The organism is Treponema sp. R8-4-B8, from assembly GCF_054786175.1.
In genome coordinates this window covers 125659-149155 of the sequence record NZ_BDHE01000489.1, presented here as the reverse complement: position 1 = coordinate 149155, position 23497 = coordinate 125659, and the positions used below count along the sequence as shown (strand labels likewise).

The window sequence follows — 23497 nt, the reverse complement described above, 5'->3', positions numbered from 1 at the left end:
CCTTAGGACACCCATTCCTCTTAGTGTTCTTTGTACCTTTGTGCTCTTAGTGAGAAATCTTTCGGTATAATCCCCCCTATTCCCAATTAATCAAAAACCTTGTAAACTAAACATAACGTATGTTATTTAAAGATTTCAACCTGCATCCCGATCTTCAAAAAGGCATCAATGACGCAGGTTATACAAACTGTATGCCCGTACAAGAGCAGGTTCTAACCCATGCCTTTGGCGTGGACGGTCATGCCTTTCAGGATTTGTATGTCCAGTCTCAAACAGGGACGGGCAAAACTGCCGCTTTTCTAATCGTTATTTTTCAAAGAATGCTCACGGAGGAAGCCTTATTCAAACGCAAGGCGCTCATCATGGCTCCGACTAGGGAGTTGGCTGTGCAGACGGAAGAAGAAGCGAAAAAACTTGGCAAGTATCTGCCTTTTAAAACAGGATGTTTTTACGGCGGAGTCGGGTACGCAGGGCAGGAAAAATTGTTAAAAGAAAACGCGCAAATTTTGGTCGGAACTCCCGGCAGGGTGCTTGACCTTAACAAGTCAGGCAAAATGAATTTGATGGAAATTTCATTTCTTGTTCTTGACGAGGCCGACCGTATGTTTGATATGGGCTTTTATCCTGATTTGCGAAAACTCATCAGGGTAGTGCCTTCATCCGACCGCCGCCAGACAATGCTTTTCAGCGCTACATTAAACGCGTGGGTAAAAAATCTCGCGTGGGAATACACAAAGTCGCCATTTGAGATTGAGGTAAAACCAGAAATTGTCACTGTCGAGGAAATCACGCAGGTTCTCTACCATGTTCCTTCGGGTGAAAAAATGACGCTACTTCTTGGCATTTTAAAAAACGAAAGGCCAGAAAGTACGTTGATTTTTTGCAACACAAAAAAGCATACCGAGATTGTCGCAAAGCGCCTTAAATTGAACGGCTACGCTTGCGAATTTATCATCGGCGATCTGCCGCAGGTAAAACGGCTAAAAATTATCAATGACTTAAAAGCCGGAAAAATAAAAACCCTAGTCGCTACCGATGTCGCGGCGCGAGGCCTTGATATTGAAAGCCTCGCGATGGTTATAAATTTCGATCTCCCCGTAGAAGCCGAAAATTATGTTCACCGTATCGGCAGAACTGCCCGCGCAGGAAAGACAGGCAAAGCGATTACACTTGCGAGCGAGCAGGACGTATACGAGTTACCCGCCATTGAGCGTTATATCGGAAAAAAAATCCCGTCGGAAATAGCGATGCAGGAACATTATGATGACGACAAAAGCGCGGGCAAATTTATATCAATTGATGTCTACGAAGGAGCGCGCGCTAAAGAGACAAAAACATCCGATACAAGACGCGGTAAGTTTAAACGCGATGAGTTTAAACGAGACGAGAAAAGAAAGCCCGCCGAGGCGCCTAAAACTCCGTTTAAGAAATTTAATAAAAGCAAAAGTTCTTCTGAAACTGAATATAAAAAGAAACCTGTTAAACCTCAAAACGAAGAACAAGACCTTTCGCGTCTTTCTATGGAAGAGCGAATGGCGCTGTATAAAAAGAAATATGCCGGAAAATCGGATATTGATATAACAGCTAACGCAAAGACGGCGGAAGTTAAGACCACTGCCGTTAAAACGGCAAGCGTTAAAACGGCAAGCGTTAAAACGGCAAGCGTTAAAACGGCAAGCGTTGAAACAGCAAGCGAAAAAACAGCTAACGTTGAAAAAGCGGAAGTAAAAACCACTCCTGTTAAAAAGGGAATAATATCAAAACTTATAGGACTATTTAAGAAAAAATGATAACTGTCACGGATTTAAGCCTAATCTTCGGAGAGCGGACGCTTTTTAAAGACGTAAATTTAAAATTCACTCCCGGCAACTGTTACGGGATAATCGGCGCCAACGGGGCGGGCAAATCAACATTCCTGAAAATTCTCTCAGGCGAGATTGAGCATGACAAGGGAGAAGTATCAGTTTCAAAAAACCAGCGTATTGCCGTTTTAAAACAGGATCACTTCGCTTTCGAAAAGTATCCTGCGCTTGAAACTGTCATCATGGGTTACCCGAAACTCTACAAAGTGCAAAAAGAACGCGAAGCAATCTACGCGAAAGAAGATTTTACCGAAGAGGACGGTCTTCGCGCCAGCGAACTTGAGGCTGACTTTGCCGACTTAGGCGGCTGGGAAGCGGAAGCGCAGGCGGGCCAGCTTCTTTCCGGCCTCGGCCTTGACGAAGAAGATCACAGCCGCCTTATGGCGGAGCTTGACGAATCCAAAAAAGTGCGCGTCCTTCTGGCGCAGGCGCTTTTCGGCAACCCAGACATACTGCTCCTTGACGAGCCGACAAACGGCCTGGATTTGGAATCAATTTCGTGGCTAGAGGATTTTTTAATAGATTTTCCCAACACGGTAATCGTCGTCTCGCATGACCGCCATTTTTTAAACGCGGTTTGCACTAACGTATGCGACATTGATTTTGGCAAAATTACCCCATATTCCGGCAATTACGATTTCTGGTATCAGATGAGCCAGATATTGCAAAGACAGGCGAGGGATCAGTTAAAAAAACGGGAAGACAAAGCAAGGGAATTAAAGGAGTTTATTCAGAGGTTTGCGTCTAATGCAAGCAAAAGCAGGCAGGCGACAAGCCGTAAAAAAGTATTGGAAAAACTTGACCTTGAAAATGTTCCCGTAACAAGCCGGAAATTCCCATACGCCGGTTTTAAGCCGGATCGTGAAATCGGCAATAATGTCCTGCGAGCGGAAAAATTAAATTTTTCTTTTGAGGGTACGGCGCTTTTAAAAGATTTTTCGCTAACGGTAAATAAGAACGACAAAATAGCGTTTGTCGGCCTTGAACACTCCTCTAAATCAGCGTTATTTGACATTATCGCGGGCGTTAAAAAAGCGGAAAGCGGCGAATACTCATGGGGGCAGACCACTTCTTTTTCCTATTTTCCAAAAGACAACGCTTCTTTTTTCAGTTCCAATTTATCAATTACCGATTGGTTACGGCAGTATTCCCCCGATCAGGACGAAACTTATGTCCGCAGTTTCCTAGGCCGTATGCTCTTTTCGGGAGAAGAAGCCCTTAAGCCCGTAAACGTCCTTTCCGGCGGCGAAAAAGTACGTTGTATGCTCTCCAAGATGATGCTTTCGGGGGCGAATGTTTTAATACTTGATGAGCCGACAAACCACCTCGACCTTGAAGCGATAACCGCCCTCAATGACGGGCTTACCTCCTTCCCCGGCGTTATACTTTTTAATTCTCATGATCACGAATTTATCAATTCAATCGCGACCCGAATTATCGAAATTCTGCCGCAGGAAGAAAACACGGACCGCTATATCGACCGCATGATGACTTTTGACGACTATCTTAAAGACCAGGGCGTAAAACAGCTTCGCAGCGCCGCGTATCACCATTTGGAAAGGTTGAGGATTTAGGCTGCAAACTATACAAACAGGTAATCTGTAACAACTAAATATTTACAAAAAGACCTCGCCAAGGCGCAAAGGCGCGAAGTTCCTGTCCGATAGCTCATTATTGACTAAATATATTAGTTTAACTACAAATCTTGAAGGAAAAACGATGATCTTGCAAACAACAACTTTGCGCCCTTTGCGCCTTTGCGTGAGATTCTTTGCGATAAATACTTTTCCTACAGACTCTTGCGCCTCTGCGTGAGGATATTCTTATAAAAAATGCGGCCAGATTACTGAATATTAATATAGTACCTTTCTAAATACGCTATTCTTCGACGCGCGTCATTAAAGCGTCCGCTCTGGGGATACTCATTCACAAGGCGGCGGTAATAATCCAAAGAAAGAAGGATATTCCTGCTTGGGCTGTTGGCTTCGTAGTACTGCCCTAACCGCCAATAAACCTCATCGCTGCCGCCTGGGTAATCAGCCATAAATTGTTCGAGTAACGCTATTGCCGCCGCGATATTTCCCCCGTCAAACGATTCCTTCGCCTTTTGCAATAAAACATCCGGCGCTAATTTTTCAGGTTTTTGCGCGGAATTACCGCCGCCCTGCTCTGCGGTTGTTGCCGGAGCAGATTGTGCAGACTGCGCGGCGGCAGTCTGTCCTGATTGCGGAGTTTGCCCCGGCTGCGAAGTCTGCCCAGGCTGCGAAGCCTGTCCGCTTGCGGAGGAAGAAGACGGCGCGTTTTGCGAGGGAGTTCTATCGGCGGGATTTGTTCTTTGCGGAGCTTTTGTTTCCTGATCTGAAGCGGCTTTTTGTTGGGGCGCGGTCTCTTTAGTTGAATCGGCGGCTGCCGTTGTAACAACAGGTTCCGAGGCGGGTCTTGTGCCATTGCGAATCTGCGTTTCTTCAATCTGGGACGGCCAGCGAGGCTGAGCCACTACCCTGTCGCGCTCGACAGGCGGATTAAACCATCCGGCTCCAGCGGAAGGGGCATCCCCAACAACTACCTGCACATGATCGTTTATTATATAGTCTCTGATAAAATCCTGACGGTAAAATTTTAAAGCGTAGGTTCCCGGTTCTTCCAGCGTGAAAACAAAACTCTGTCCGTCAGAATCATTGCGCCGTGACGTATAAACTATCCCGCGCTGTGAGGTTAGTTCGCCAAGATAAACCCATCCGTTTCCTCGAAAAGGAATCTCAACAATCTGCCCCACTGTCGCGCGCACAATCCGCGAGAAAATAATTTCTTTATCCTGCGGCACAGTTCCCATTTGAGTTAAAGACTCAATTCTTGTGGCGGGCGCGGAATTGCCGCTCGTTATAGAAGGGGAAGTCTCTTTTTCGCTTTTAGAATCATCGCCGGAAGAAGCGGTTTCAGATGAATCCGTTTTTTCTTCGGCTGGAGATTGCGCCGTCTGCTGTCTTTGAGCGGGTTGATTTGATTGCGGCGGTTGTGTCTGCGCCGGCTGAGTCTGTTGTCTTTGTGCAGGCGGATTTGACTGCGGCGGTTGTGTCTGCGACGGCTGTGTCTGTTGTCCTTGTGCAGACTGATTTGATTGCGGCGGCTGTGTCTGCGTCGGCTGTGTCTGCTGTCCTTGTGCAGATTGATTTGACTGCGGCGGTTGTGTCTGCGCCGGCTGTGTCTGCTGTCCTTGTGCAGATTGATTTGACTGCAGCGGTTGTGTCTGCGAAGACGGCGCTGGCGCAACAGTCGGCGTTTTAGCCGTAGGTTCCTGCGCCGCGGCAGGTTCAGTCTTACCAGCTGATGATGTCGCGTCTGCAATAAGTTCCTTACCGGAATCGGCTTGCGCTACTTCCTCATTTAGCGGCTTTTCCGCAGTTTGTCCCGCCGACACATCAGTCGATACATCAGCCGGTTTTTCCGCCGGTTTCTCCGCTGACGCTTCAGGCGGCGCATCCGCGGGTTCTTCCCTAACCGCCAAATCGACAGGCGCTTGCCTATCAACGGCTGATTCGTCAATTCTTTCCGCAGACTTATCGGGCTTTTCAACAACATTTTCTTTTGCCTGTTCATTATTCTCGGTACTCTTTACTTTTGGCTTTCCCGCGCAGGAAAACAAAAAAACGAATAATACAATTAAAAAAATTAAGTTAAATCTTTTCATGGAACCTGCTCCATAAATTTATCAATAGAGGTTTCAATTTTTTCTCGCCACTGTTCTTCGCCATTCTTTAGTGGGTCCTGCCAATACTCGGAAGCGTCTTCATCAGTCCAGTTTTTCCGCTGCTCCCGCTCCAGAAGCACCCCTGGAACATAATCAGGCTCATCCGGCAAAAACAGCTCTTCCGCGGGAATAGGAACGGAAATAACAGATTCTTGAGGCTTGGTTTCTTTTTCTTTTTTTTCCCCGCCATGCGTCTTCATAGAAATAAGGACAGATAAAGTCAGCGCAGCGGCAAAAACAACCGTGCAAATAATCGCAAGCCGGCTCTTCTGCCCCGCGGACAGTTTTTGAAACCAGTTTATTATAAGCTGATAAATTTTTTCCAATTTCCCCTCAATTATTATTATATCATAAAATAAAGATATGTAAACTCAAATAATTACTAACTTGCCCTAAACATAAATTTTTGATAAGCTAAACCATGAACGAGCGGCTGGCGTCACTGCTTAAAAGACACGATGAATTAACCCAACTTATCCAGGATCCTTCGCTGGTAAAAGATCAAAACCGTTACCGCGACGTAATGAAGGAACATTCACGCTTAAGCGAAATAGCGGAATTGCATAACAGCATAGAAAGTTTGGAAAAGCAAATCAACGATACTAAAATCCTTATTCAGGAAGAAAAAGATCATGAAATGAAGGAGCTTGCCCGTGAGGAGCTTAAAGAACTAGAAAGCAAGTTCGCGGAGGAAAGTGAAAAACTAAAAGTCCTCCTTATCCCAAAAGATCCGCTGGACGAAAAAAATATCATAATGGAAATAAGGGCGGGAACAGGCGGCGAGGAAGCGGCGCTTTTTGCCTCCGACCTTTACCGTATGTATTCCCGTTTTGCCGAAACAAAGGGCTGGAAGTTTGAAGTGATGAACTCAAACGACACTGAACTAGGCGGCATAAAAGAAATTGTTTTTTCAATCAGCGGAAACAACGTGTACGAAAATCTCCGTTATGAGTCGGGAGTTCACAGGGTGCAGAGGGTTCCGGCGACTGAGGCTTCGGGCAGGATACACACTTCCGCGGTAACTGTGGCGGTCTTGCCGGAAGCCGACGAGACTGAGATTGACATAAAGCCTGAAGATCTCCGCATTGACGTAATGCGCGCTGGCGGTCCTGGCGGCCAATGCGTAAACACGACGGATTCCGCAGTGCGCATAACACACCTGCCAACGGGAGTTACGGTACACTGTCAAGACGAGAAAAGCCAAATTAAAAATAAGGCAAAGGCCATGCGTATACTTAGGGCGCGCATTTACGAAATGGAAGAAGAAAAAGCCGCCGCGCAAAGGGCGGAGGCAAGAAAGAGCCAGGTAGGTTCAGGAGACCGCTCTCAGAGAATAAGAACATACAATTTTCCGCAGAACCGATTAACGGATCACCGCATCAACCTTACTCTTTATAAACTTGATTTTATCATGCAGGGCGAAACATCGGAACTTTTTGACGCGCTTAAACTTTCCGCGAAAGAAGAACTATTGCAAAGCAGCGCGTCTGATTCCACAGACGGCGAATAGTGATATGTTAATCCGTGAAGCTCTGGCGCAAGGAAGCGCGGACTTAAAATACGCCGGCATTAAAACTCCGGGACTGGATGCCGGTTTATTACTCGCACACGTTTTAAATACCGACCGTACCAAACTTATCGCAAGGGGAACAGACCGTCTTTCAGAAAAAAAATGCGCGGAATTTTGCGCTCTTATAGAAAGAAGGGCAAACGGCGAATGTGCCGCGTATATCATCGGAAAAAAAGAGTTTAGAGGCTTAGAGTTTGAAGTAAACCCGTCAGTACTTGTTCCAAGACCTGAAACCGAGACTCTTGTGGAAACGGCAATAGATATTATTAAAAGAAACGCGCAGGATAACTCCGCTTTCAGCATATTAGACCTCTGCACGGGAAGCGGAGCGGTAGCGATTTCCCTAAAAAACGAAATGCCCGCCTGTGAAATTACGGCGGCTGATATTTCACCTAACGCATTGAATACCGCTATTCGCAACGCGGAAAATCTTCTTGGCAAAAATTCAATAAATTTTTTCCAGGGCGATTTATACGACGCGCTTCCTACTTCCCTCCCCTCCGCTTATTCCCTAATTGTCTCAAACCCGCCATACATTCCCTCGGAAGAAATACAAACCCTATCCGCGGAAGTTCAAAATGAACCGCTTATCGCCCTTGACGGCGGAATTTCCGGATTGGAAATAATAAAGCGTATAATAGAAAAAACCCCTGATTATTTGCAAAAAAATGGATTTCTGCTATTGGAAGCCGATCCCCGGCAGATGGAACAAATATCAATTTTACTTGAAAAAAAAGGGTTTAAAGATATACAATTAAATAAAGACCTTAGCGGGGCAAACAGAGTTATCGGAGGCAAATTTGAAAAATAAAATATTTATCATTTTAACTTTATTATTTTTTATTTTATCATGCCAATCCAAACCAGATGTGTTTGATAACGATTCTGTTCAAACGGCTACGGATAAAAGCGGGGGAAAAAATTCTTCTGTAATTCCCAAAAAGGAAGAAGAACCCGTAATTTACAGAGTTACATTCATCGCGGCGGGCGATAATTTATTTCATGAATCATTGATTAATTCGCATTTAACAAACGGAGTTTATGATTTTTCGTCAATTTATACCGAGATAAAAAGCATAGTCCAAAACGCCGACCTCGCGTTTATAAATCAGGAAACTGTTATGGCAGGCGAAAGCTTCGGCTATTCGGGATATCCCGCTTTTAACACTCCTCAGTCGCTCGCTAAAACGCATTTGGATACCGGCTTTGACATTATAAATCTCGCGAATAATCACGCGATGGATAAAGGGGCGAAAGGCCTTATATCCACTCTTGATTATCTGGACACGATAACGGAATTTACCGTAATAGGAGCTCGTAAAGAAGGGCAAAGCGCCCGCATTATAACAAAAAACAATATAACCTTTGGATTTTTATCCTATACTTACGGCCTTAACGGCAATACGCTCCCCAAAGACAATCCAAACCTTGTCTCCCTGATTGAAAGAAAAAAAATGGAAGAAGAAATAACTTCCCTGCGCCCGTTATGTGACTTTTTAATAGTTTCCATGCACTGGGGCGACGAATATATGCTCCAACCGAATAAAACCCAGACTGATCTTGCCGCCTTTCTTTCCCAACTTGACGTAGACCTCATCATCGGGCATCATCCGCACGTCCTTCAACGCGTGGAAAAACTGCCCCGTCCCGACGGTAAAGAAACCCTATGCTATTACTCACTTGGTAATTTCGCCTCTCACCAGCGAGAAAGGGAAAGAATAATCGGCGGAATGATTTCCCTGACTTTCGTAAAAAAATCAACCGGAGAACTCTCAATCGAAAACTACGGAATAATTCCCGTTATCACCCATTATGACAGGGGCTTTAAAAACACAAAAATATATCCCTTGTATTCATACACGGAAGAACTGTTAAACGCCCACGCGCTAAAAAACCTTGGAAGCGGCCTATCTTTTGAATTTTTTAACGGAGTAACGGACAGATTGAACGCGCCTATTATTAAAAGTAATCCTTTTAAAAATTAATCAAGAAGAGATCTCACAAAGAACACGAAGAAAGAGAAGAGCACAAAGAGGAATAAGGTGTTTTTGTCCGAAGGCTATGCGTGAGCTTCACGATAAGATAACGAACAAAAACCCACTCTCCCACCTTCGTGTTCTTTGTCTCTTCGTGCTCTTCGTGTGAAATTTTTAGATTCGCTATTCTGGCGAATGAGAAATTTTACGATGATGAAAAATTCATTCACAATTTCTCATATTGCGATTTAGAAAACCGTATTTCGCTGGGCGGAAGAACTAAAATAATCACCATAGAGTTGGTAAAGACAGAACTCGCAGCCGGAAAGCCTGTTGAAGAAATGACAAATGCGGAACTGTGGGCGGTATTTTTTCAATATTTGACAGACGAGGAAAAAAGAGCTAAAATTATTGAGATAACCAACCGAGAGGAGGGCATAGCGATGGCGGTAGACACATTGATAAACATCACCAAAGATGAAATAGAATATGCGCGGATGACTACTCTGATAAAGAGCGAACTTGACTGGCGGAGCGGGATGGCAGATGCTGAAGACAAAGGCCGTAAGAAAGCCAGTCTTGACATTGCCCGGAATCTAAAAGGGATGGGGTTATCTATTTCTCAAATAGCCGAAGGAACCGGCCTCTCCCCGGAGACTATCGCCAAATTGTGATATTTTTATAACTAACAATGAGAAATTAGAAATGAGCAATGTTGTTGTAAGTTAGCCTTACGTTTTGCCAACCTGTTAGGCTTACTAACTTCGCTAATTGCTAAATGTTAATTTACCTCCCCACCGCCCATACCATGCCGCCGCTAATGAACGCCGTTACCGGGATCGCTATTAGCGTAAAAGTCCTGCACATAGGCAGTTTGCGAGGAAAGCGAGGAGAAGATATAAAATAGGACGAAAGCGATGAATTGTTTCATTCAAATTTAAATCTCCTTACGAAAAGTTCACATTAAGAACACAAAGAGGAGCAGATACTTAGCGTGTGCGTTACTCATAGAGACTGATTCCGGCTGCCGCCTATTTGTAATACGCGGTAATTTTCAGGTCTTTCAAAGTAGACTGATAAAACACAAAGTTAAGTTTCCCGTTAAATGTATTTGGAATGGTGAATTCTATGCCTTTATCAGGTGGCGTATCTCCGGCGGGAAGAAATCCTCTAATCGGTAACGCATTGGCAGAAGGCTGCATTACCCTGTTGTCGCACTCAACTTTAACCATAAGCCCATCGCTAAAATTCGATGCTCTTGTGTTGGTAAAATATAAAACAATTGTTTTATCGCGCAGAGCGGTAGACAATTTGGCATTAACAATACCCGCCGCGTCAGGAAGGATGCCATTAGTGTTTAGGATACATTCATTGGATGCCGTACCTCCTGAAATAATTATTTCTCCGTCATCCCATGCATTCCAGCCGGCAAAAGGAAGGGGAGCAAGGTTTGGTTTTACAGGATCATTGTTAGGATTATTGGGAGAAATTACAGCGTTAGTGTCTACTTTTACATCAGATTTATCGCCCTCTACCGTTTGTGATGGCATTGCACTGCCATTGCCAAAGTTTGCAGTTATATTTACCGGATTTTGCTGACTCTGTTTGTTACACCCGATAAGCCCGATGACGCAAAACGTCATAATGATAATTATTGATCTTTTCATCCTTTCATTCTCCTTTTACTATTTTTACAGCCCCATACGGAGCCGTTTTCCCTTTTTATTCCCAGCCCTCATCTGACAGGGTGCTAATTTCATCGTAGTAGCCAAGTGTGGTGTTGCGTTGCTTTTTTGTCCCAAAATTACGGTAGATAGCCTGTCCCTCACCTCTGAGCGTAGTATTCGCATTATCTCCAGTTCCGCCATAAATAATTCCACTTGTTGTATTTCCTGAGGCAGCGCGTTTAGTAAAGCTAGAACCAGAATCTTGTACTTGAATACCCCCACCAACTCCAGCATAGTTTTTTGAGATTATTCCCCCAGACATGGTTACTGTGGAATTATCAATTATAAATATGCCACCACCGTTATAGTAGCTAGAACTTACAGCTCTATTTTCGCTAATTAAGCCCCCACGCATTATAACAGTACCTCTATTTGTAACACGAATACCACCTCCTGCTGCACCACCAATATTAACTATATTACCAATGATTTCACTACCATCATTCATTTCAAGAACCCCACCGTTTACATAAATACCACCGCCATATACAGAACCAGTATTATTGTTCAAAGTAATTTTTGCTCCTGAATTAAGAATAAGTTTCCCGCCATGGCTTACTAAAACCAGTGCGCTATTATTCATACTCATCCCCTTCAAGACAATATCCTGCAATTTAAGGGTAATGTTGTTATCAATAGAAAAGAGATGCCCAACACTTTCAAGCTGTATGGACTTAATATCTGCTGAACTCGCGCTGTGAATATTAACCGTAATATTCCTGCCCATAGTACCAACTGTTTGCGGCTCTATATACTCATTGTTATTAACCGCAATGTCATACAATACCCCGTCCCCAGCATTATTGCGTATGTACGCCAGTTTTTCTACAAGTGTCGCGCCCGGCGGCGTTATCGGCGCACTTACCCACTTCGCGTACAACGTAACATTCGCGTTCACCGTATACGCCGTGCCTTCCGCATAGCTTGTCCCGCTACCGTTTGCCAGCGTATTCCATCCGTCAAATGTTTTTCCGGTATTCGTCATACTTCCTACGCCCGGCAAATTTATAACCATCCCAGGATCCACGCTCTGTGCGGCAGGCGCCGTACCACTTGCGCCGTTGGCGTTAAATGTAACGGTGTATTGAACCTCATTCTGCCATTTTGCGTATAACGTAACATTTTCTGTCACGGTATAAACAGCGTTATCCGCGTAGTTTGTTCCCCCGCCGTTGCTCTGCGTGTTCCAGCCGCCGAATATTTTCCCGCTGTACGAAAGCGTCCCCTGTCCTGGAACTGTAATGCTGATGCCGCTGTACACAGTCTGCGGCGCGGGAACCGCCCCGCCTGTCGCGCCGTTGGCGTTGAAGGTAACGGTATATTTCGGCGTTGAGCCGTCTAACCATTGGGCGTAAAAAACCATGTTTCGGGTAACGGTAATGATAGCCCCGATGGTATATATTGTTCCCCCGCCGCCAGGGCTTTCACACCAGCCGCAAAATATATTCCCTGGATTGTTCAGGCTTCCTATGTCGGGAAGAATGATAACTTCGCCGGAATTGACGGTCTGCGTTTCCGGCGGCATTTCGCTTGCGCCGTTGCCGTTAAATGTCACACTGTATTGGACAAGCCACTGTGCATAGAAAATTATATTCTTAGTCACAAAAACGGAATCTCCGGGGGAAAGTATCGCGTCATTCCCGTCTGAACTTTCGCTCCATCCAATAAAAACACTTCCAACTTTACTTAATTTACTCCTATTCGGCAAAGTTATTAACGTGCCTGCTGCTACTGTTTGCGGCTCCGGAACTGTTCCGACAGCCCCATTAGCGTTAAATGCCACCGTATAGCTAACAGGTTTAGTTTCGTGATCATTACAGCCAATAAATATTAAACCCATGACCATTATCAGAATAAATAAAGTTGCTTGACGTTTTGTCATTTTATCCTCCTAAATATGTTTATATTTAATGCCACCGATGAAAAGTGGTAACAGGTACCTTTGCATTGTTCTTAGTCCCAGCCGTAGTTCAAGTTAACAGTGGAAATTTCATCATAGTATCCAAGTGTCATATCCCGTTTCTTCGATCTGTAATGAATAACAGCTCCAGAACCTGCGGTATTAGCCATACCAGTAGGTGCGGTTGAACCGTAAATAATACCACTGGTGTTAGTATTTTCTAAAGCGAATTTATTAAACACACTACTCGGGGAGTATGGCTCGCAATATATTCCACCACCCCAAGTGGTCGCTTTGTTTCCGGAAATTTCACCGCCATTCATATTAAAAGTACTTCCCCCATTCACATATACACCGCCTCCTGTCCCACTTATAACTTCGTTATCTTTGATGTATCCCCCACTCATAACAATTACTCCTTTATTGTTTGCATATATTCCACCTCCGGCAAGCATGGTTTTATTTTCACTAATCTCTCCACCATTTATGATAACTGTACCGCCACTAACAAATAAACCACCAGGATTATTATGATTGTTAGTATTATTTGTGTTTCCTGTAATACTGGCTCCTGTTTCTATCATTAACGTGGCTCCATAATCAATCTGAACCAAAGGAGAATTATTGAAAACAGAACCTTTAAGGGTAATATTACTGATCTTAAGGGGAATATTATTACCCACTGAAAAAAGTGTACCTCCAGCACCAGTTATTTGTATGGTTTTAATATCCGCAGAATTTGCGCTTCGAATAATGACTGTAATGTCTTTGCCCATTGTAGAAATTATTTCTGGCCCCATATTCAAGTTATTATCAACTACAATTTCATATACAACCCCATTGCCAGCCTGGCTTGCTATGTAAGCAAGTTGTTGCGTCAGTGTAGCCCCCGGCGGCGTTATCGGCGCACTTACCCACTTCGCGTACAACGTAACATTCGCGTTCACCGTATACGCCGCGCCCTCCGCATAGCTTGTCCCGTTTCCGTTTGCCAGCGTGTTCCAGCCGTCAAATGTTTTTCCGGTATTGGTCATGCTTCCTTGACCCGGCAAAGTTATTACCGTCCCAGTATCCACGCTCTGTGCGGCAGGTGCCGTTCCACTTGCGCCGTTGGCGTTAAATGTAACGGTGTATTGAACCTCGTTCTGCCATTTTGCGTATAACGTAATATTTTCCATCACGGCATAAACAGCGTTAACCTCGTAGTTTGTTCCCCCGCCGTTGCTCTGCGTGTTCCAGCCGCCGAATATTTTCCCGCTGTACGAAAGCGTCCCCTGTCCTGGAACTGTAATGCTGATGCCGCTGTACACAGTCTGCGGCGCGGGAACCGCCCCGCCTGTCGCGCCGTTGGCGTTGAAGGTAACGGTATATTTCGGCGTTGAGCCGTCTAACCATTGGGCGTAAAAAACCATGTTTCGGGTAACGGTAATGATAGCCCCGATGGTATATATTGTTCCCCCGCCGCCAGGGCTTTCACACCAGCCGCAAAATATATTCCCTGGATTGTTCAGGCTTCCTATGTCGGGAAGAATGATAACTTCGCCGGAATTGACTGTTTGCGTTTCCGGCGGCGTTCCGCTTGCGCCGTTGCCGTTAAATGTCACACTGTATTGGACAAGCCACTGCGCATAGAATATTATATTCTTAGTCACAAAAACGGAATCTCCGGGGGAAAGTATCGCGTCATTCCCGTCTGAACCTTCGCTCCATCCAATAAAAACACTTCCGGCTTTGCTTAATTTACCCCTATTCGGCAAAGTTATTAACGTGCCTGCTGCTACTGTTTGCGGCGCCGGAACTGTTCCGACAGCCCCATTGGCGTTAAATGCCACTGTATAGCTAACAGGTTTAGTTTCGTGATCATTACAACCAATAAATGTTATGCCCATAACCGTTATCAGAATAAATAAAGTTACTTGGCGTTTTGTCATTTTATCCCCCTAAAGATGCTTGTATGTTTAATACCACCGATTAAAAAGTGGTAGCAGATACAGTAACAGGTACTATTGCACTTACCATACGAGGCCATTTTCCATTTTTAATCCCAGCCGTAGTTCAAGTTGGTGGTGGAAATTTCATCATAATATCCAAGTGTCATATCCCGTTTCTTTGATCTACAATGAATTGCAGCCCCACTACTTGCGGTATTGGCCATACCAGCAGGGGCAGATGAACCGTAAATTATGCCGCAGGTGGAAGCATCATCTGGAAAAACCTTTTTAAACACACTGTTTGTCTCGCAAAATATTCCTCCAGCCCAAGTTTTTGCTTTATTTCCTGAAAATTCACCACCGTTCATAATAAAGCTACTGTTCCCGGTTATAAATACACCTCCCCCAGCTGCTGTTATAGCTTCGTTGTTTTTTATATATCCTCCTCTCATTTCAAATAATCCCTTGTTACCTACAACAATTCCGCCACCATTAAGATTAGTTTTATTTCCACTTATTTCACCACCAGTCATAATGACCGTTCCACCATTCACACATAAACCACCTGAACTAACATTAGTGTTGTTCGTGTTTTCTGTAATACTGGCTCCTGTTTCTATTAGTAATGTACCGCCAGAATCAACTTGAACCAAATTTATATTATTGAAAGCAGAACCTCTAAGAGTAATATTACTGATCTTAAGGGTAATATTATTGCTAACTGTAAAAAGTGTACCTCCAGTACCAGTTATTTGTATGGTTTTAATATCCGCCGAACTCGCACTGCGGATAATAACGGTAATATTACGTCCAAGGGTGGAAACAGTTGCCGGCCCCATAGAAACATTACTACTCACGGCTATGTCAAACACCGTCCCATCACCGGCATTATTGGCTATATAAGCCAATTTTTCTGCAACGGTACTGCCTGGCGGATTTTCTCCTTGTGGAGCATCTGTCTCATTTACCCATTTTGCGTATAAAGTTACATAAGCGTTTACAGTGTATGTTGCCCCTGTAAGATAGTTTGTCCCGCCTCCTGTCGCAAGCGTGTTCCACCCGCTAAATACTTTGCCGCTTTTAATGAGCGTCCCCTGATCGGGAATGGTAATACTTATTCCCCTGTAGACTGTTTGCGGTGAAGGCGGCGTTCCTGTCGCCGTGTTTCCGTCAAAGGTAACGGTATATTGCGGCGTTGAGCCGTCAATCCATTGGGCGTAGAAAATCATGTTTCGAGTAACGGTAATGATAGCTCCGATGGTATATATTGTTCCCCCGCCGCCAGGGCTTTCACACCAGCCGCAAAATATATTCCCTGGATTGTTCAGGCTTCCTATGTCAGGAAGAATGATAACTTCACCGGAACCGATGGTCTGCGCTTCCGGCGGCGTTCCGCTTGCGCCGTTGCCGTTAAATGTCACACTGTATTGGACAAGCCACTGCGCATAGAATATTATATTCTTAGTCACAAAAACGGAATCTCCGGGGGAAAGTATCGCGTCATTCCCGTCCGAACTTTCACTCCATCCAATAAAAACACTTCCGGCTTTGCTTAATTTACTCCTATTCGGCAAAGTTATTAACGTGCCTGCTGCTACTGTTTGCGGCGCCGGAACTGTTCCGACAGCCCCATTAGCGTTAAATGCTACCGTATAGGTAACAGGCTTGGTTTCGTGATCATTACAACTAATAAATGTTATACCCATGACCATTATCAGAATAAATAAAGTTATTTGACGTTTTGTCATTTTATCCCCCTAAAGATACCTATATTTATTACCACCGCCATGCGGTGTTTTTTTGAAAAAGATACAAAGACCACTGTTTGTGGAAAAGAAAAATGAGGAAATAGGAAATTTATCGCTGTAATTAACGGGGGGGGGGGGGGGGGAAGGCAATTTTGCCCCCCCGCAGGGGGGTGGGAAGAAAAAACCCCAACCCCCCCCGCCCCCACACGGGCCCCCCAGAAAAAAAAACGGGGGGGGTTTTTCCCCCCCCCCCCGCGCCCGGGCCAGTTAATCGCCATTAAAATCCCTCACTTGCCGAACGCACGCCGTCAAGGCGTGTAGATGAACAAATCCCAATCGCCCCGGCGCCGAACAGCGTACCCCAGATGAACAAACTGAGGCGGGATTTATCCCGCCGTCCGCGCCGCGGTCATAGCGAGGTATGCAACACTTTTTAGAAAAGTAATTAATCGCCATTAAAATCCCTCACTTGCCGAACGCACGCCGCCTAAGGCGTGTAGATGAACCAAATCTAAACGCCCCGGCGCCGAACAGCGTACCCCAGATGAACAAACTGAGGCGGGATTTATCCCTCCGGGCGCTACTGCCTCACCTAAAGGTTCGGCGCATTTATACAACATGGGGATTTTATTTAGCGCCACGCTGTGCCGCATTATCCATCCACACGCCTTCGGCGTGCATGCTTGAGCGCCGTCCGCGCCGCGGTCATAGCGAGGTATGCAACACTTTTTAGAAAAGTAATTAATCGCCATTAATTCTCTCACTTGCTTATGGCGAATTTAAACGCCATTTAGTTTTTTTTGCCGTTTTATGTATTTTATTACTTTATATTGATTTTTGTCAAGTAAAAAATTGCCTTCTGCTTCCATTTTTTTAACAAAAACATTAAATTTGCGCGGAAAAATCAATCTCATCTCCCTGCGGAGTTTTAAAAGAGAATGTTGTCCCATGTGAACCTCTTGTTATCGCGAAATCCACACTAGAAATAATATCCATTCCTATCAAAACATCGCAACCTATTGCCACCATACAAGATGTTGCAAGAATATCTTTACTGAAACCATTCGGCAGAGTAAAAGTCACTAAATAAGTATATACAGACTGGGAACCTGTAACACTGTTTACCACAATGGAACCCTCCGGACAAAGATTCAACCGCTTTGCCACTTCAAATGTAATAACGGAATTCGTAGCGCCTGTATCCCATACGGCAACTGCACCCAATGGATTTCCATTTGGCATAGAAACACCTACTGCGGTTGTTATTTTTCTCGCGGAGCCATTTAATCTGTATGTAAATGCATTACTCATCACTAAAATTTAATTCGTGGAGAATAGCATTCCATAGAATACGCCTCCTCGCCTTCTATACAAGGTTGTATTGAATAATTCCCATACCCAAACATTTCTTTGCCTTTGTCGGAGGCTTCTCGCAGACTGCTATAAGCGTTTATGACTGTGGCGTTCTGTAAAAGAAGGACAAGCCCCCCGTATTTACTACAGAGTTCATTTTGATTTACCATAAAATATTCAAGGTCTTTTAAATGCTTTTCTCTGTCATATTCTTGCATAAAAACCTCCATACATTAAATATACAAAAAAAACACCTAAAACACAACTCAATTGTCTCTCTTTGTGATCTTTGTCTCTTTGTGATCTTTGTCCCTTTGTGATCTTAGTGTGAACTCTTCCCGAAAATTTAAGCAGTAACGCCCTCACCCGCAGTTTCAACAGCAGGCAGTTTCTTTGTACCGTTCTTCACGGCGGCTTTGCAGGTTTTGCATATTTTAAACTTCTTGCCGCCGGATTCCTGTTCGTAGAGAACTTTAACATTTTTCCTTTTACAAATCGGACACTCGCCGCGGCCTCGCGCGTATAATTCCCTAAGACTTTGACCTCTATGTGGTTTTGCCATTTATTTCCCCTTCTTGCCGTCTCTAGGCTTTTTATCTTTAACGGATTTGTCGCTCTTGGCGGCTGGCTTTTCTTCGCCTTTTTTCCCCTTCTTTTTCTCGCTGGTATCCAATTTATAATCAACCAGTTCCAGAATGACAACTTCGGCGGCGTCGCCTTTGCGCTCTCCAAGTTTGATAATACGGGTGTACCCGCCGTTGCGGTCTTTCATTCTGGGGGCGATAACCGTAAAAAGTTTTGCGACAATACCATCGTTATACAAACGGCTTGAAACAATTCGCCTGTTATGAACTGTATCTTCTTTCGCGCGGGTAATCATCTTTTCCGCCGTTCTGCGAACTTCAAGGGCTTTTGCCTTTGTAGTCCTGATCCGTTCCTGCTTAAAAAGAGAAGTCACCATATTGCGGTGCAGCGCTTTTCGGTGAGACGCCATTCTTTGCAGGGGGTTAAATCCTCTTTTATGCTTCATCTTCCGTATCCTTTTTGGGTGGCTCCATACGCGCGTTCTTCAGAACGTTCAAATCGGTAATTCCCAGGCTCAAGTTCCATTCTTTAAGTTTTTCCTTGATTTCCTGAAGCGATTTCTTACCAAAATTGCGCGTTCTGGCAATATCATCTTCTGTTTTGCGCGTAAGTTCCCCTATTGTTTTAATATTCGCGTTCTTCAAACAATTTGAAGAACGAACCGAAAGTTCCAACTCCTCTACCGGAGTGTTAAGAACTTTTCTAATATGATCGTTTTCATCGTCAAGATCATCGTCAAGACCGATGTTGTTCTCGTCAAAATTAATAAAAACGGAAAAATGATCCTTGGCTATCTTCGCAGCCTCGGCAAGAGCGTCTTCGGGTTTCACGGTCCCGTCAGTCCATATCTCAAGAACAAGCTTGTCATAATCGTTGCGCTGCCCTACCCGCGTGGATTCAACGTTAAATTTTACCTTTCTTACGGGAGAAAAAATCGCGTCAACGGGAATCGTGCCTATAACTTCGATATAGCGCTCGTTTACTTCCGACGGAACATAACCGCGGCCAAGATCAATTTGAATCTCAACCCTGATATTCGCGTTATCCATTAAAGTCATTATATGCTGGCCTGATGAAAGCACGTCTACCTGTCCCGGTCGGGCAAAGTCATCGCTCCTTATATCATGCCTGCCTGTCCATTCGTAAAGCAAAACATCCTGCTCCGCGTCCTGAGGCAGCCTAAGGCGAATTTGCTTCAAGTTATTTATTACCTCAAGAGTGTCTTCCACGATGTTGGGAATTGTTTCAAATTCACTGGATACGCTATGCGTAGTTCCGTTAGCGTCGATTGATTCTACTTTTACCCCAGTGATAGCGTACCCCTGTATTGATGAAAGGAGAACTCTGCGTAAAGTGTTACCAACCGTCGTGCCAAAACCCGGCTCAAACGGAGAGGCAATAAACATTCCATAGTTCTGACTAAGCTCGCCATGCTCAAATGTAAAGCTTTTGGGGCGCTTGAATCCTGCCATAAGGTTCTTACGGGCCATGAGTACTCCTTACTTAGAATATAATTCGATAATCATCTGTTCCTTAATGTCGCCTAGATCCGTAACATCGCTTCTTCTTGGAGAAGCAAGGAACTTTCCTTTCATCGCGTCAGGGTCAAGACTGAGCCAGGGCATCACGCCCGATTTGCCGAATTCCCTTAACGCGTCCTTAATAACCGTCATGCTCTTGCTTCCTTCCGCAACGCTGATTTCATTCTCAGGTTTTACAATGTAGGAAGGTATCGTAATTTTTTCGCCGTTTACAAGTATATGCCCGTGCAAGACAAGCTGACGGGCCTGGCTTCTTGATGACGCAAAGCGCAGACGGTAAACGACATTATCAAGCCGCCTTTCCAGCAATACAAAAAGGTTTTCACCCGTTATGCCTGGCATTCTTTGCGCGCGTTCAAAGAAAAGACGGAATTGGCTTTCCACCATTCCGTAAATTCTTTTAAGCTTTTGCTTTTCGCGTAACTGAACGCCGTAATCTGACCTTTTGCCGGGGCGGGATTTTGGATCCTTTCCGGGGGCTGCCCTCTTTTTATTCATCGGGCATTTATCGCTCTTACAGCGGTTCCCCTTGAGCATCAATTTTTTCTGTTCTACACGGCACATTCTGCAAACAGGGCCGGTATATCTTGCCATACTTCCTCTCCTAATATTTTATATGCGTCTGGTCTTTCTTGGCCTGCAGCCGTTATGCGGAATCGGAGTAACGTCGCTGATTGATTTTACCTTGATGCCCATTACGCCAAGCTGCCTGATAGCCGATTCCCTGCCAATGCCCGGCCCCTTAATAAACACATGCACTTCCCTTAACCCCGCCTGTAACGCTTTTTGAGCGGCGGTCTCGGTTACCGACTGGGCGGCAAAGGGTGTCGATTTTTTCGCGCCCCTGAATTGCAACATTCCGGATGAAGCCCAAGAAACTGTGTTTCCCATCAGATCGGTAATTGTAACAATAGTATTGTTGAAGGTCGCCTGAATGTAGACATTACCTTCATATACTGACTTTTTCTCTTTCTTCTTTTTTGCAGCAGCAGCCACTTATTCCTCCAAAAAAACTATTTCTTCTTACCGGCAACGGTTTTCTTTTTACCCTTGCGAGTACGGGCGTTTGTCCTTGTGCGTTGACCGCGAAGCGGCAGTCCTTTACGGTGCCGCAGTCCCCGGTAACAGCCAATATCCATCAGCCGTTTAATGTTTAACGCCACTTCCGTGCGTAAACGGCCTTCAACTTTATAATCGCTTTCAATGATATTTCTCAGTTCGTTTAATTCTTCCTGAGACAGATCATTAATAAGCCTCATAGGATCGAGCTTTGCCTTTTCGACAATAGCATCCGCGCTTGGCCTGCCAATTCCAAAAATGTAGGTCAATGCGATATTCACATGTTTATTTGGGAGGTCAACTCCCACAAGACGCGCCATGTACTCTCCTTTCCTTAACCCTGTTTTTGCTTATGCTTGGGATTTTGGCATATAATGCGAACAATCCCATTGCGTTTAATGACTTTGCACTTGTCGCAAATGGGCTTCACGCTGGTTCTAACTTTCATTCCTTATAATCTCCTAAATCCTTAATACTTACAAGTTCCGTCCGCGCAGTTTTCCGCGCTTGACCAAACCCTCATGATGATGCATTTTCAACAATCCCTCAAGCTGGCTCATCGTATCCAAACCAACGCCCACCATGATGAGGAGCGATGTGCCTCCCATCAAATAGGAAATTGACGTTGGAAACTTAAACGCCCACTGGATAAAGGTCGGAATGACCGCTATCAGGGCAAGGTATAAAGAACCGGGAAGCACGATGCGGTTCAGGATTTTGGTAAGATACTCCTCTATCTTCTCCGACCTAATCCCGGGAATGGAACCTCCGTTTTCCCGAATCTGTTTTGCTATTTCTATGGGGTTAAGCGAAACCTGCGTATAAAAATAGGCAAAGAAAATAATTAAAAGCACATACAGTATATTGTAAAGAGTTCCCCGCGGGCTTAACAATTGCGCCGCTCTCGCAAGCCACGCCACATTACCGCCGACAGTCTGGGCGATTTGCAGCGGGAACATCAAAATTGACGACGCGAAGATGACGGGTATTACTCCCGAAGGATTTATCTTAAACGGAATATATGTATTCTGCGCCCCGTACATTTTTCTGCCGACGACGCGCTTCGCGTAATTTACTGGGATTTTTCTCTGCCCCTGCTGTTCAAGAACGACAAGCGCGACAACCGCGATAAACATTACAAAAACGATAACGACAAATACCGGGTTAAGAGTCCCCTTCCTCATCATGTCGATTAATTCGTAAACCGCGTGTGGAAGACGCGCCACGATACCGGCAAAGATTAACAGCGATATTCCGTTGCCAAGGCCGCGCTTTGTAATCTGCTCTCCCATCCACATAAGGAACATTGTTCCCGTCGTTACAGTCAGCATGGCGATTAACGTAAACGCCCCCATGCCGATAAATAGAAGATTATTAACGCTGCGTGAAATCGCCTGCGCGTATTGCGTAACGGCATAAGACTGGATAAGGCAGACTACTACGGTTCCGTAACGCTGCCATTGCTGTATTTTTTTACGCCCGCCTTCTTCCTGCGATATTTTCTTTAAACTAGGGAAGACGATAAGCAATAACTGCATGATAATCGACATTGAAATGTAAGGCATGATGCCAAGCATGAAAACTGAGAAGTTAGAGAACGCGCCGCCGGCGAAGAAGTCCAAATAGTCTACTATTGGATTTCCTGAATTTGCCTGATCCATGAAGTAACGGGATAATTCCCTAACATTGATTCCGGGGATCGGGAACACGGCGCCGACGCGGAACACCAGAAGCATTCCTAACGTAAAGATAATGCGCTCGCGAAGTTCCTTAATTCTAAACATTCCAATTATCGGATTTGCCATTTATTTCTTTCCACCTGCTTTCGCTTTTTTACTCTTGTTTTTAGGACGAGCTTTTTCGGGAGCGGGAATTATGGTAACGTCTCCGCCTAGTTTTTCAATTTTTGCCTTTGCCGAAGAAGAAACGCCGTCAACCTTAAAACTTAATTTTTTGGTTAAGTCGCCGTTAGCCAAAATCTTGATTGGCTCAACGCCTTTAACAAGCCCTTTTTTATGAAGGGATGCAAGCTCTACAGTTTCGCCCGCTTCATATCGTTTTTCAATCTCGCCAAGATTGACAATCTGCCATTCCTGTTTAAACGGATAATTGGAAAAACCTCTGTGGGCAAGGCGCCTGTACAAAGGCATCTGCCCGCCTTCAAAACCGACATAAGTCTTGCCGCCTGAACGCGCCTGCTGGCCTTTATTTCCTTTTCCGGCTGTAGTTCCACGACCGGAACCTTGACCTCGGCCAATTATTCTCTTTTTCTTGTTCGCGCCTGCCGGAGCGTGCAAATCATAATCGTGCGCCATTATTTAACATCCTCTACTGATACTAAATGAGCGACAGCCTTTACCATTCCCAAAACAGCCGGGCTCTTTTCTTGTACGGTACTGGAGCCAATTTTGCGAAGCCCCAAAGAGCGGACTGTCGCGCGGTGTTTTGGCAGAACGCCTATCGTACTGCGTACAAGGCTGATTTTTATCTTATCCAT

26 protein-coding genes are annotated in these 23497 nt (G+C 44.9%); 6 read left to right on the top strand and 20 right to left on the bottom strand.

The window, feature by feature from the left end; translation table 11 throughout:
* Positions 1–119 precede the first annotated feature (119 nt).
* Positions 120–1790 (top strand): DEAD/DEAH box helicase, encoded by a 1671-nt coding sequence (locus tag ACYVRA_RS15925; protein WP_461253718.1) that lies wholly within the window; start codon positions 120–122, stop codon positions 1788–1790.
* Positions 1787–3436: an ABC-F family ATP-binding cassette domain-containing protein gene (locus tag ACYVRA_RS15920; protein ID WP_461253717.1), complete on the top strand. Its 1650-nt coding sequence runs from the start codon at positions 1787–1789 to the stop codon at positions 3434–3436. The genes ACYVRA_RS15925 and ACYVRA_RS15920 overlap by 4 nt, the downstream gene beginning before the upstream one ends.
* Before the next feature lie 269 nt (positions 3437–3705).
* Here ACYVRA_RS15920 and ACYVRA_RS15915 read toward each other — a convergent pair whose 3' ends face one another.
* Positions 3706–5550, bottom strand: a complete 1845-nt coding sequence (locus tag ACYVRA_RS15915) for an outer membrane protein assembly factor BamD (RefSeq protein ID WP_461253716.1) — start codon at positions 5548–5550, stop codon at positions 3706–3708.
* On the bottom strand, positions 5547–5936 hold the full coding sequence (locus ACYVRA_RS15910) for a hypothetical protein (protein WP_461253715.1): 390 nt from the start codon (positions 5934–5936) through the stop codon (positions 5547–5549). Before ACYVRA_RS15910 ends, ACYVRA_RS15915 begins: the two co-directional genes overlap by 4 nt.
* A gap of 95 nt (positions 5937–6031) precedes the next feature.
* On the opposite strand from ACYVRA_RS15910, the gene prfA reads away from it, so the two are divergent.
* The 4 genes from prfA (at position 6032) to ACYVRA_RS15890 (ending at position 9830) form a co-directional block, all read left to right on the top strand.
* Positions 6032–7120, top strand: coding sequence for a peptide chain release factor 1 (gene prfA, locus ACYVRA_RS15905; protein ID WP_461253714.1), 1089 nt, complete (start codon positions 6032–6034; stop codon positions 7118–7120).
* Between the two features lie 4 nt (positions 7121–7124).
* On the top strand, positions 7125–7991 hold the full coding sequence (prmC, locus tag ACYVRA_RS15900) for a peptide chain release factor N(5)-glutamine methyltransferase (RefSeq protein WP_461253713.1): 867 nt from the start codon (positions 7125–7127) through the stop codon (positions 7989–7991).
* The gene (locus ACYVRA_RS15895; RefSeq protein WP_461253712.1) at positions 7981–9165 is read left to right on the top strand and encodes a CapA family protein; all 1185 of its coding nucleotides are present in this window, start codon (positions 7981–7983) and stop codon (positions 9163–9165) included. Before prmC ends, ACYVRA_RS15895 begins: the two co-directional genes overlap by 11 nt.
* 290 nt (positions 9166–9455) lie before the next feature.
* Positions 9456–9830 (top strand): nuclease/transposase family protein, encoded by a 375-nt coding sequence (locus ACYVRA_RS15890; RefSeq protein WP_461253711.1) that lies wholly within the window; start codon positions 9456–9458, stop codon positions 9828–9830.
* Positions 9831–10187: 357 nt separating this feature from the next.
* Here the strand turns inward: ACYVRA_RS15890 and ACYVRA_RS15885 are convergent, their stop codons facing one another.
* The 18 genes from ACYVRA_RS15885 to rpmD all read right to left on the bottom strand — a co-directional run bounded on the left by ACYVRA_RS15885 (position 10188) and on the right by rpmD (position 23497).
* Positions 10188–10823 carry a hypothetical protein gene (locus ACYVRA_RS15885; RefSeq protein ID WP_461253710.1) on the bottom strand — a complete coding sequence of 212 codons (636 nt, stop codon included), beginning with the start codon at positions 10821–10823 and terminating at the stop codon, positions 10188–10190.
* Between the two features lie 55 nt (positions 10824–10878).
* A complete protein-coding gene (locus ACYVRA_RS15880) occupies positions 10879–12765 on the bottom strand; it encodes an InlB B-repeat-containing protein (protein ID WP_461253709.1) in 1887 nt (628 codons plus the stop codon).
* Positions 12766–12836: 71 nt separating this feature from the next.
* Entirely contained in the window at positions 12837–14714 is a 1878-nt protein-coding gene (locus ACYVRA_RS15875) for an InlB B-repeat-containing protein (RefSeq protein WP_461253708.1), read from the bottom strand.
* 107 nt (positions 14715–14821) lie between these two features.
* A complete protein-coding gene (locus ACYVRA_RS15870) occupies positions 14822–16462 on the bottom strand; it encodes an InlB B-repeat-containing protein (RefSeq protein ID WP_461253707.1) in 1641 nt (546 codons plus the stop codon).
* Between the two features lie 267 nt (positions 16463–16729).
* A complete protein-coding gene (locus ACYVRA_RS15865; protein WP_461253706.1) occupies positions 16730–16918 on the bottom strand; it encodes a hypothetical protein in 189 nt (62 codons plus the stop codon).
* Positions 16918–17214 (bottom strand): hypothetical protein, encoded by a 297-nt coding sequence (locus ACYVRA_RS15860; RefSeq protein ID WP_461253705.1) that lies wholly within the window; start codon positions 17212–17214, stop codon positions 16918–16920. The genes ACYVRA_RS15865 and ACYVRA_RS15860 overlap by 1 nt, the downstream gene beginning before the upstream one ends.
* 133 nt (positions 17215–17347) lie before the next feature.
* Positions 17348–17773 (bottom strand): hypothetical protein, encoded by a 426-nt coding sequence (locus ACYVRA_RS15855; protein WP_461253704.1) that lies wholly within the window; start codon positions 17771–17773, stop codon positions 17348–17350.
* A gap of 2 nt (positions 17774–17775) precedes the next feature.
* Positions 17776–18033 carry a hypothetical protein gene (locus tag ACYVRA_RS15850; RefSeq protein ID WP_461253703.1) on the bottom strand — a complete coding sequence of 86 codons (258 nt, stop codon included), beginning with the start codon at positions 18031–18033 and terminating at the stop codon, positions 17776–17778.
* A gap of 128 nt (positions 18034–18161) precedes the next feature.
* Entirely contained in the window at positions 18162–18377 is a 216-nt protein-coding gene (locus ACYVRA_RS15845; RefSeq protein ID WP_461253702.1) for a hypothetical protein, read from the bottom strand.
* The gene (gene rplQ, locus ACYVRA_RS15840; RefSeq protein ID WP_461253701.1) at positions 18378–18845 is read right to left on the bottom strand and encodes a 50S ribosomal protein L17; all 468 of its coding nucleotides are present in this window, start codon (positions 18843–18845) and stop codon (positions 18378–18380) included.
* Positions 18835–19890 carry a DNA-directed RNA polymerase subunit alpha gene (locus ACYVRA_RS15835; RefSeq protein ID WP_461253700.1) on the bottom strand — a complete coding sequence of 352 codons (1056 nt, stop codon included), beginning with the start codon at positions 19888–19890 and terminating at the stop codon, positions 18835–18837. Before ACYVRA_RS15835 ends, rplQ begins: the two co-directional genes overlap by 11 nt.
* 9 nt (positions 19891–19899) lie before the next feature.
* Positions 19900–20535 (bottom strand): 30S ribosomal protein S4, encoded by a 636-nt coding sequence (gene rpsD / locus ACYVRA_RS15830; protein ID WP_461253699.1) that lies wholly within the window; start codon positions 20533–20535, stop codon positions 19900–19902.
* A gap of 18 nt (positions 20536–20553) precedes the next feature.
* Complete coding sequence (gene rpsK / locus ACYVRA_RS15825; protein ID WP_461253698.1) at positions 20554–20937, bottom strand: 30S ribosomal protein S11; 384 nt, start codon at positions 20935–20937, stop codon at positions 20554–20556.
* A 17-nt stretch (positions 20938–20954) separates the two neighbouring features.
* Positions 20955–21320 carry a 30S ribosomal protein S13 gene (gene rpsM, locus ACYVRA_RS15820; RefSeq protein ID WP_461253697.1) on the bottom strand — a complete coding sequence of 122 codons (366 nt, stop codon included), beginning with the start codon at positions 21318–21320 and terminating at the stop codon, positions 20955–20957.
* Positions 21321–21334: 14 nt separating this feature from the next.
* Positions 21335–21448: a 50S ribosomal protein L36 gene (gene rpmJ / locus ACYVRA_RS15815; RefSeq protein WP_010259325.1), complete on the bottom strand. Its 114-nt coding sequence runs from the start codon at positions 21446–21448 to the stop codon at positions 21335–21337.
* Positions 21449–21476: 28 nt separating this feature from the next.
* Positions 21477–22805, bottom strand: a complete 1329-nt coding sequence (gene secY, locus ACYVRA_RS15810) for a preprotein translocase subunit SecY (protein ID WP_461253696.1) — start codon at positions 22803–22805, stop codon at positions 21477–21479.
* Positions 22806–23315: a 50S ribosomal protein L15 gene (gene rplO, locus ACYVRA_RS15805; protein WP_461253695.1), complete on the bottom strand. Its 510-nt coding sequence runs from the start codon at positions 23313–23315 to the stop codon at positions 22806–22808.
* Positions 23315–23497, bottom strand: coding sequence for a 50S ribosomal protein L30 (gene rpmD, locus ACYVRA_RS15800; protein WP_461253694.1), 183 nt, complete (start codon positions 23495–23497; stop codon positions 23315–23317). The genes rplO and rpmD overlap by 1 nt, the downstream gene beginning before the upstream one ends.

What these genes read in the sequence shown, in the direction of transcription:
- ACYVRA_RS15925 (WP_461253718.1), top strand. Translation starts at nt 120, where the DNA reads ATGTTATTTAAAGATTTCAACCTGCATCCCGATCTTCAAAAAGGCATC.
- ACYVRA_RS15920 (WP_461253717.1), top strand. Translation starts at nt 1,787, where the DNA reads ATGATAACTGTCACGGATTTAAGCCTAATCTTCGGAGAGCGGACGCTT.
- ACYVRA_RS15915 (WP_461253716.1), bottom strand. Translation starts at nt 5,550, where the DNA reads ATGAAAAGATTTAACTTAATTTTTTTAATTGTATTATTCGTTTTTTTG.
- prfA (WP_461253714.1), top strand. Translation starts at nt 6,032, where the DNA reads ATGAACGAGCGGCTGGCGTCACTGCTTAAAAGACACGATGAATTAACC.
- prmC (WP_461253713.1), top strand. Translation starts at nt 7,125, where the DNA reads ATGTTAATCCGTGAAGCTCTGGCGCAAGGAAGCGCGGACTTAAAATAC.
- ACYVRA_RS15885 (WP_461253710.1), bottom strand. Translation starts at nt 10,823, where the DNA reads ATGAAAAGATCAATAATTATCATTATGACGTTTTGCGTCATCGGGCTT.
- ACYVRA_RS15880 (WP_461253709.1), bottom strand. Translation starts at nt 12,765, where the DNA reads ATGACAAAACGTCAAGCAACTTTATTTATTCTGATAATGGTCATGGGT.
- ACYVRA_RS15875 (WP_461253708.1), bottom strand. Translation starts at nt 14,714, where the DNA reads ATGACAAAACGCCAAGTAACTTTATTTATTCTGATAACGGTTATGGGC.
- ACYVRA_RS15870 (WP_461253707.1), bottom strand. Translation starts at nt 16,462, where the DNA reads ATGACAAAACGTCAAATAACTTTATTTATTCTGATAATGGTCATGGGT.
- ACYVRA_RS15865 (WP_461253706.1), bottom strand. Translation starts at nt 16,918, where the DNA reads ATGGCGATTAATTACTTTTCTAAAAAGTGTTGCATACCTCGCTATGAC.
- ACYVRA_RS15860 (WP_461253705.1), bottom strand. Translation starts at nt 17,214, where the DNA reads ATGGCGATTAATTACTTTTCTAAAAAGTGTTGCATACCTCGCTATGAC.
- ACYVRA_RS15855 (WP_461253704.1), bottom strand. Translation starts at nt 17,773, where the DNA reads ATGAGTAATGCATTTACATACAGATTAAATGGCTCCGCGAGAAAAATA.
- ACYVRA_RS15850 (WP_461253703.1), bottom strand. Translation starts at nt 18,033, where the DNA reads ATGCAAGAATATGACAGAGAAAAGCATTTAAAAGACCTTGAATATTTT.
- ACYVRA_RS15845 (WP_461253702.1), bottom strand. Translation starts at nt 18,377, where the DNA reads ATGGCAAAACCACATAGAGGTCAAAGTCTTAGGGAATTATACGCGCGA.
- rplQ (WP_461253701.1), bottom strand. Translation starts at nt 18,845, where the DNA reads ATGAAGCATAAAAGAGGATTTAACCCCCTGCAAAGAATGGCGTCTCAC.
- ACYVRA_RS15835 (WP_461253700.1), bottom strand. Translation starts at nt 19,890, where the DNA reads ATGGCCCGTAAGAACCTTATGGCAGGATTCAAGCGCCCCAAAAGCTTT.
- rpsD (WP_461253699.1), bottom strand. Translation starts at nt 20,535, where the DNA reads ATGGCAAGATATACCGGCCCTGTTTGCAGAATGTGCCGTGTAGAACAG.
- rpsM (WP_461253697.1), bottom strand. Translation starts at nt 21,320, where the DNA reads ATGGCGCGTCTTGTGGGAGTTGACCTCCCAAATAAACATGTGAATATC.
- rpmJ (WP_010259325.1), bottom strand. Translation starts at nt 21,448, where the DNA reads ATGAAAGTTAGAACCAGCGTGAAGCCCATTTGCGACAAGTGCAAAGTC.
- secY (WP_461253696.1), bottom strand. Translation starts at nt 22,805, where the DNA reads ATGGCAAATCCGATAATTGGAATGTTTAGAATTAAGGAACTTCGCGAG.
- rplO (WP_461253695.1), bottom strand. Translation starts at nt 23,315, where the DNA reads ATGGCGCACGATTATGATTTGCACGCTCCGGCAGGCGCGAACAAGAAA.
- rpmD (WP_461253694.1), bottom strand. Translation starts at nt 23,497, where the DNA reads ATGGATAAGATAAAAATCAGCCTTGTACGCAGTACGATAGGCGTTCTG.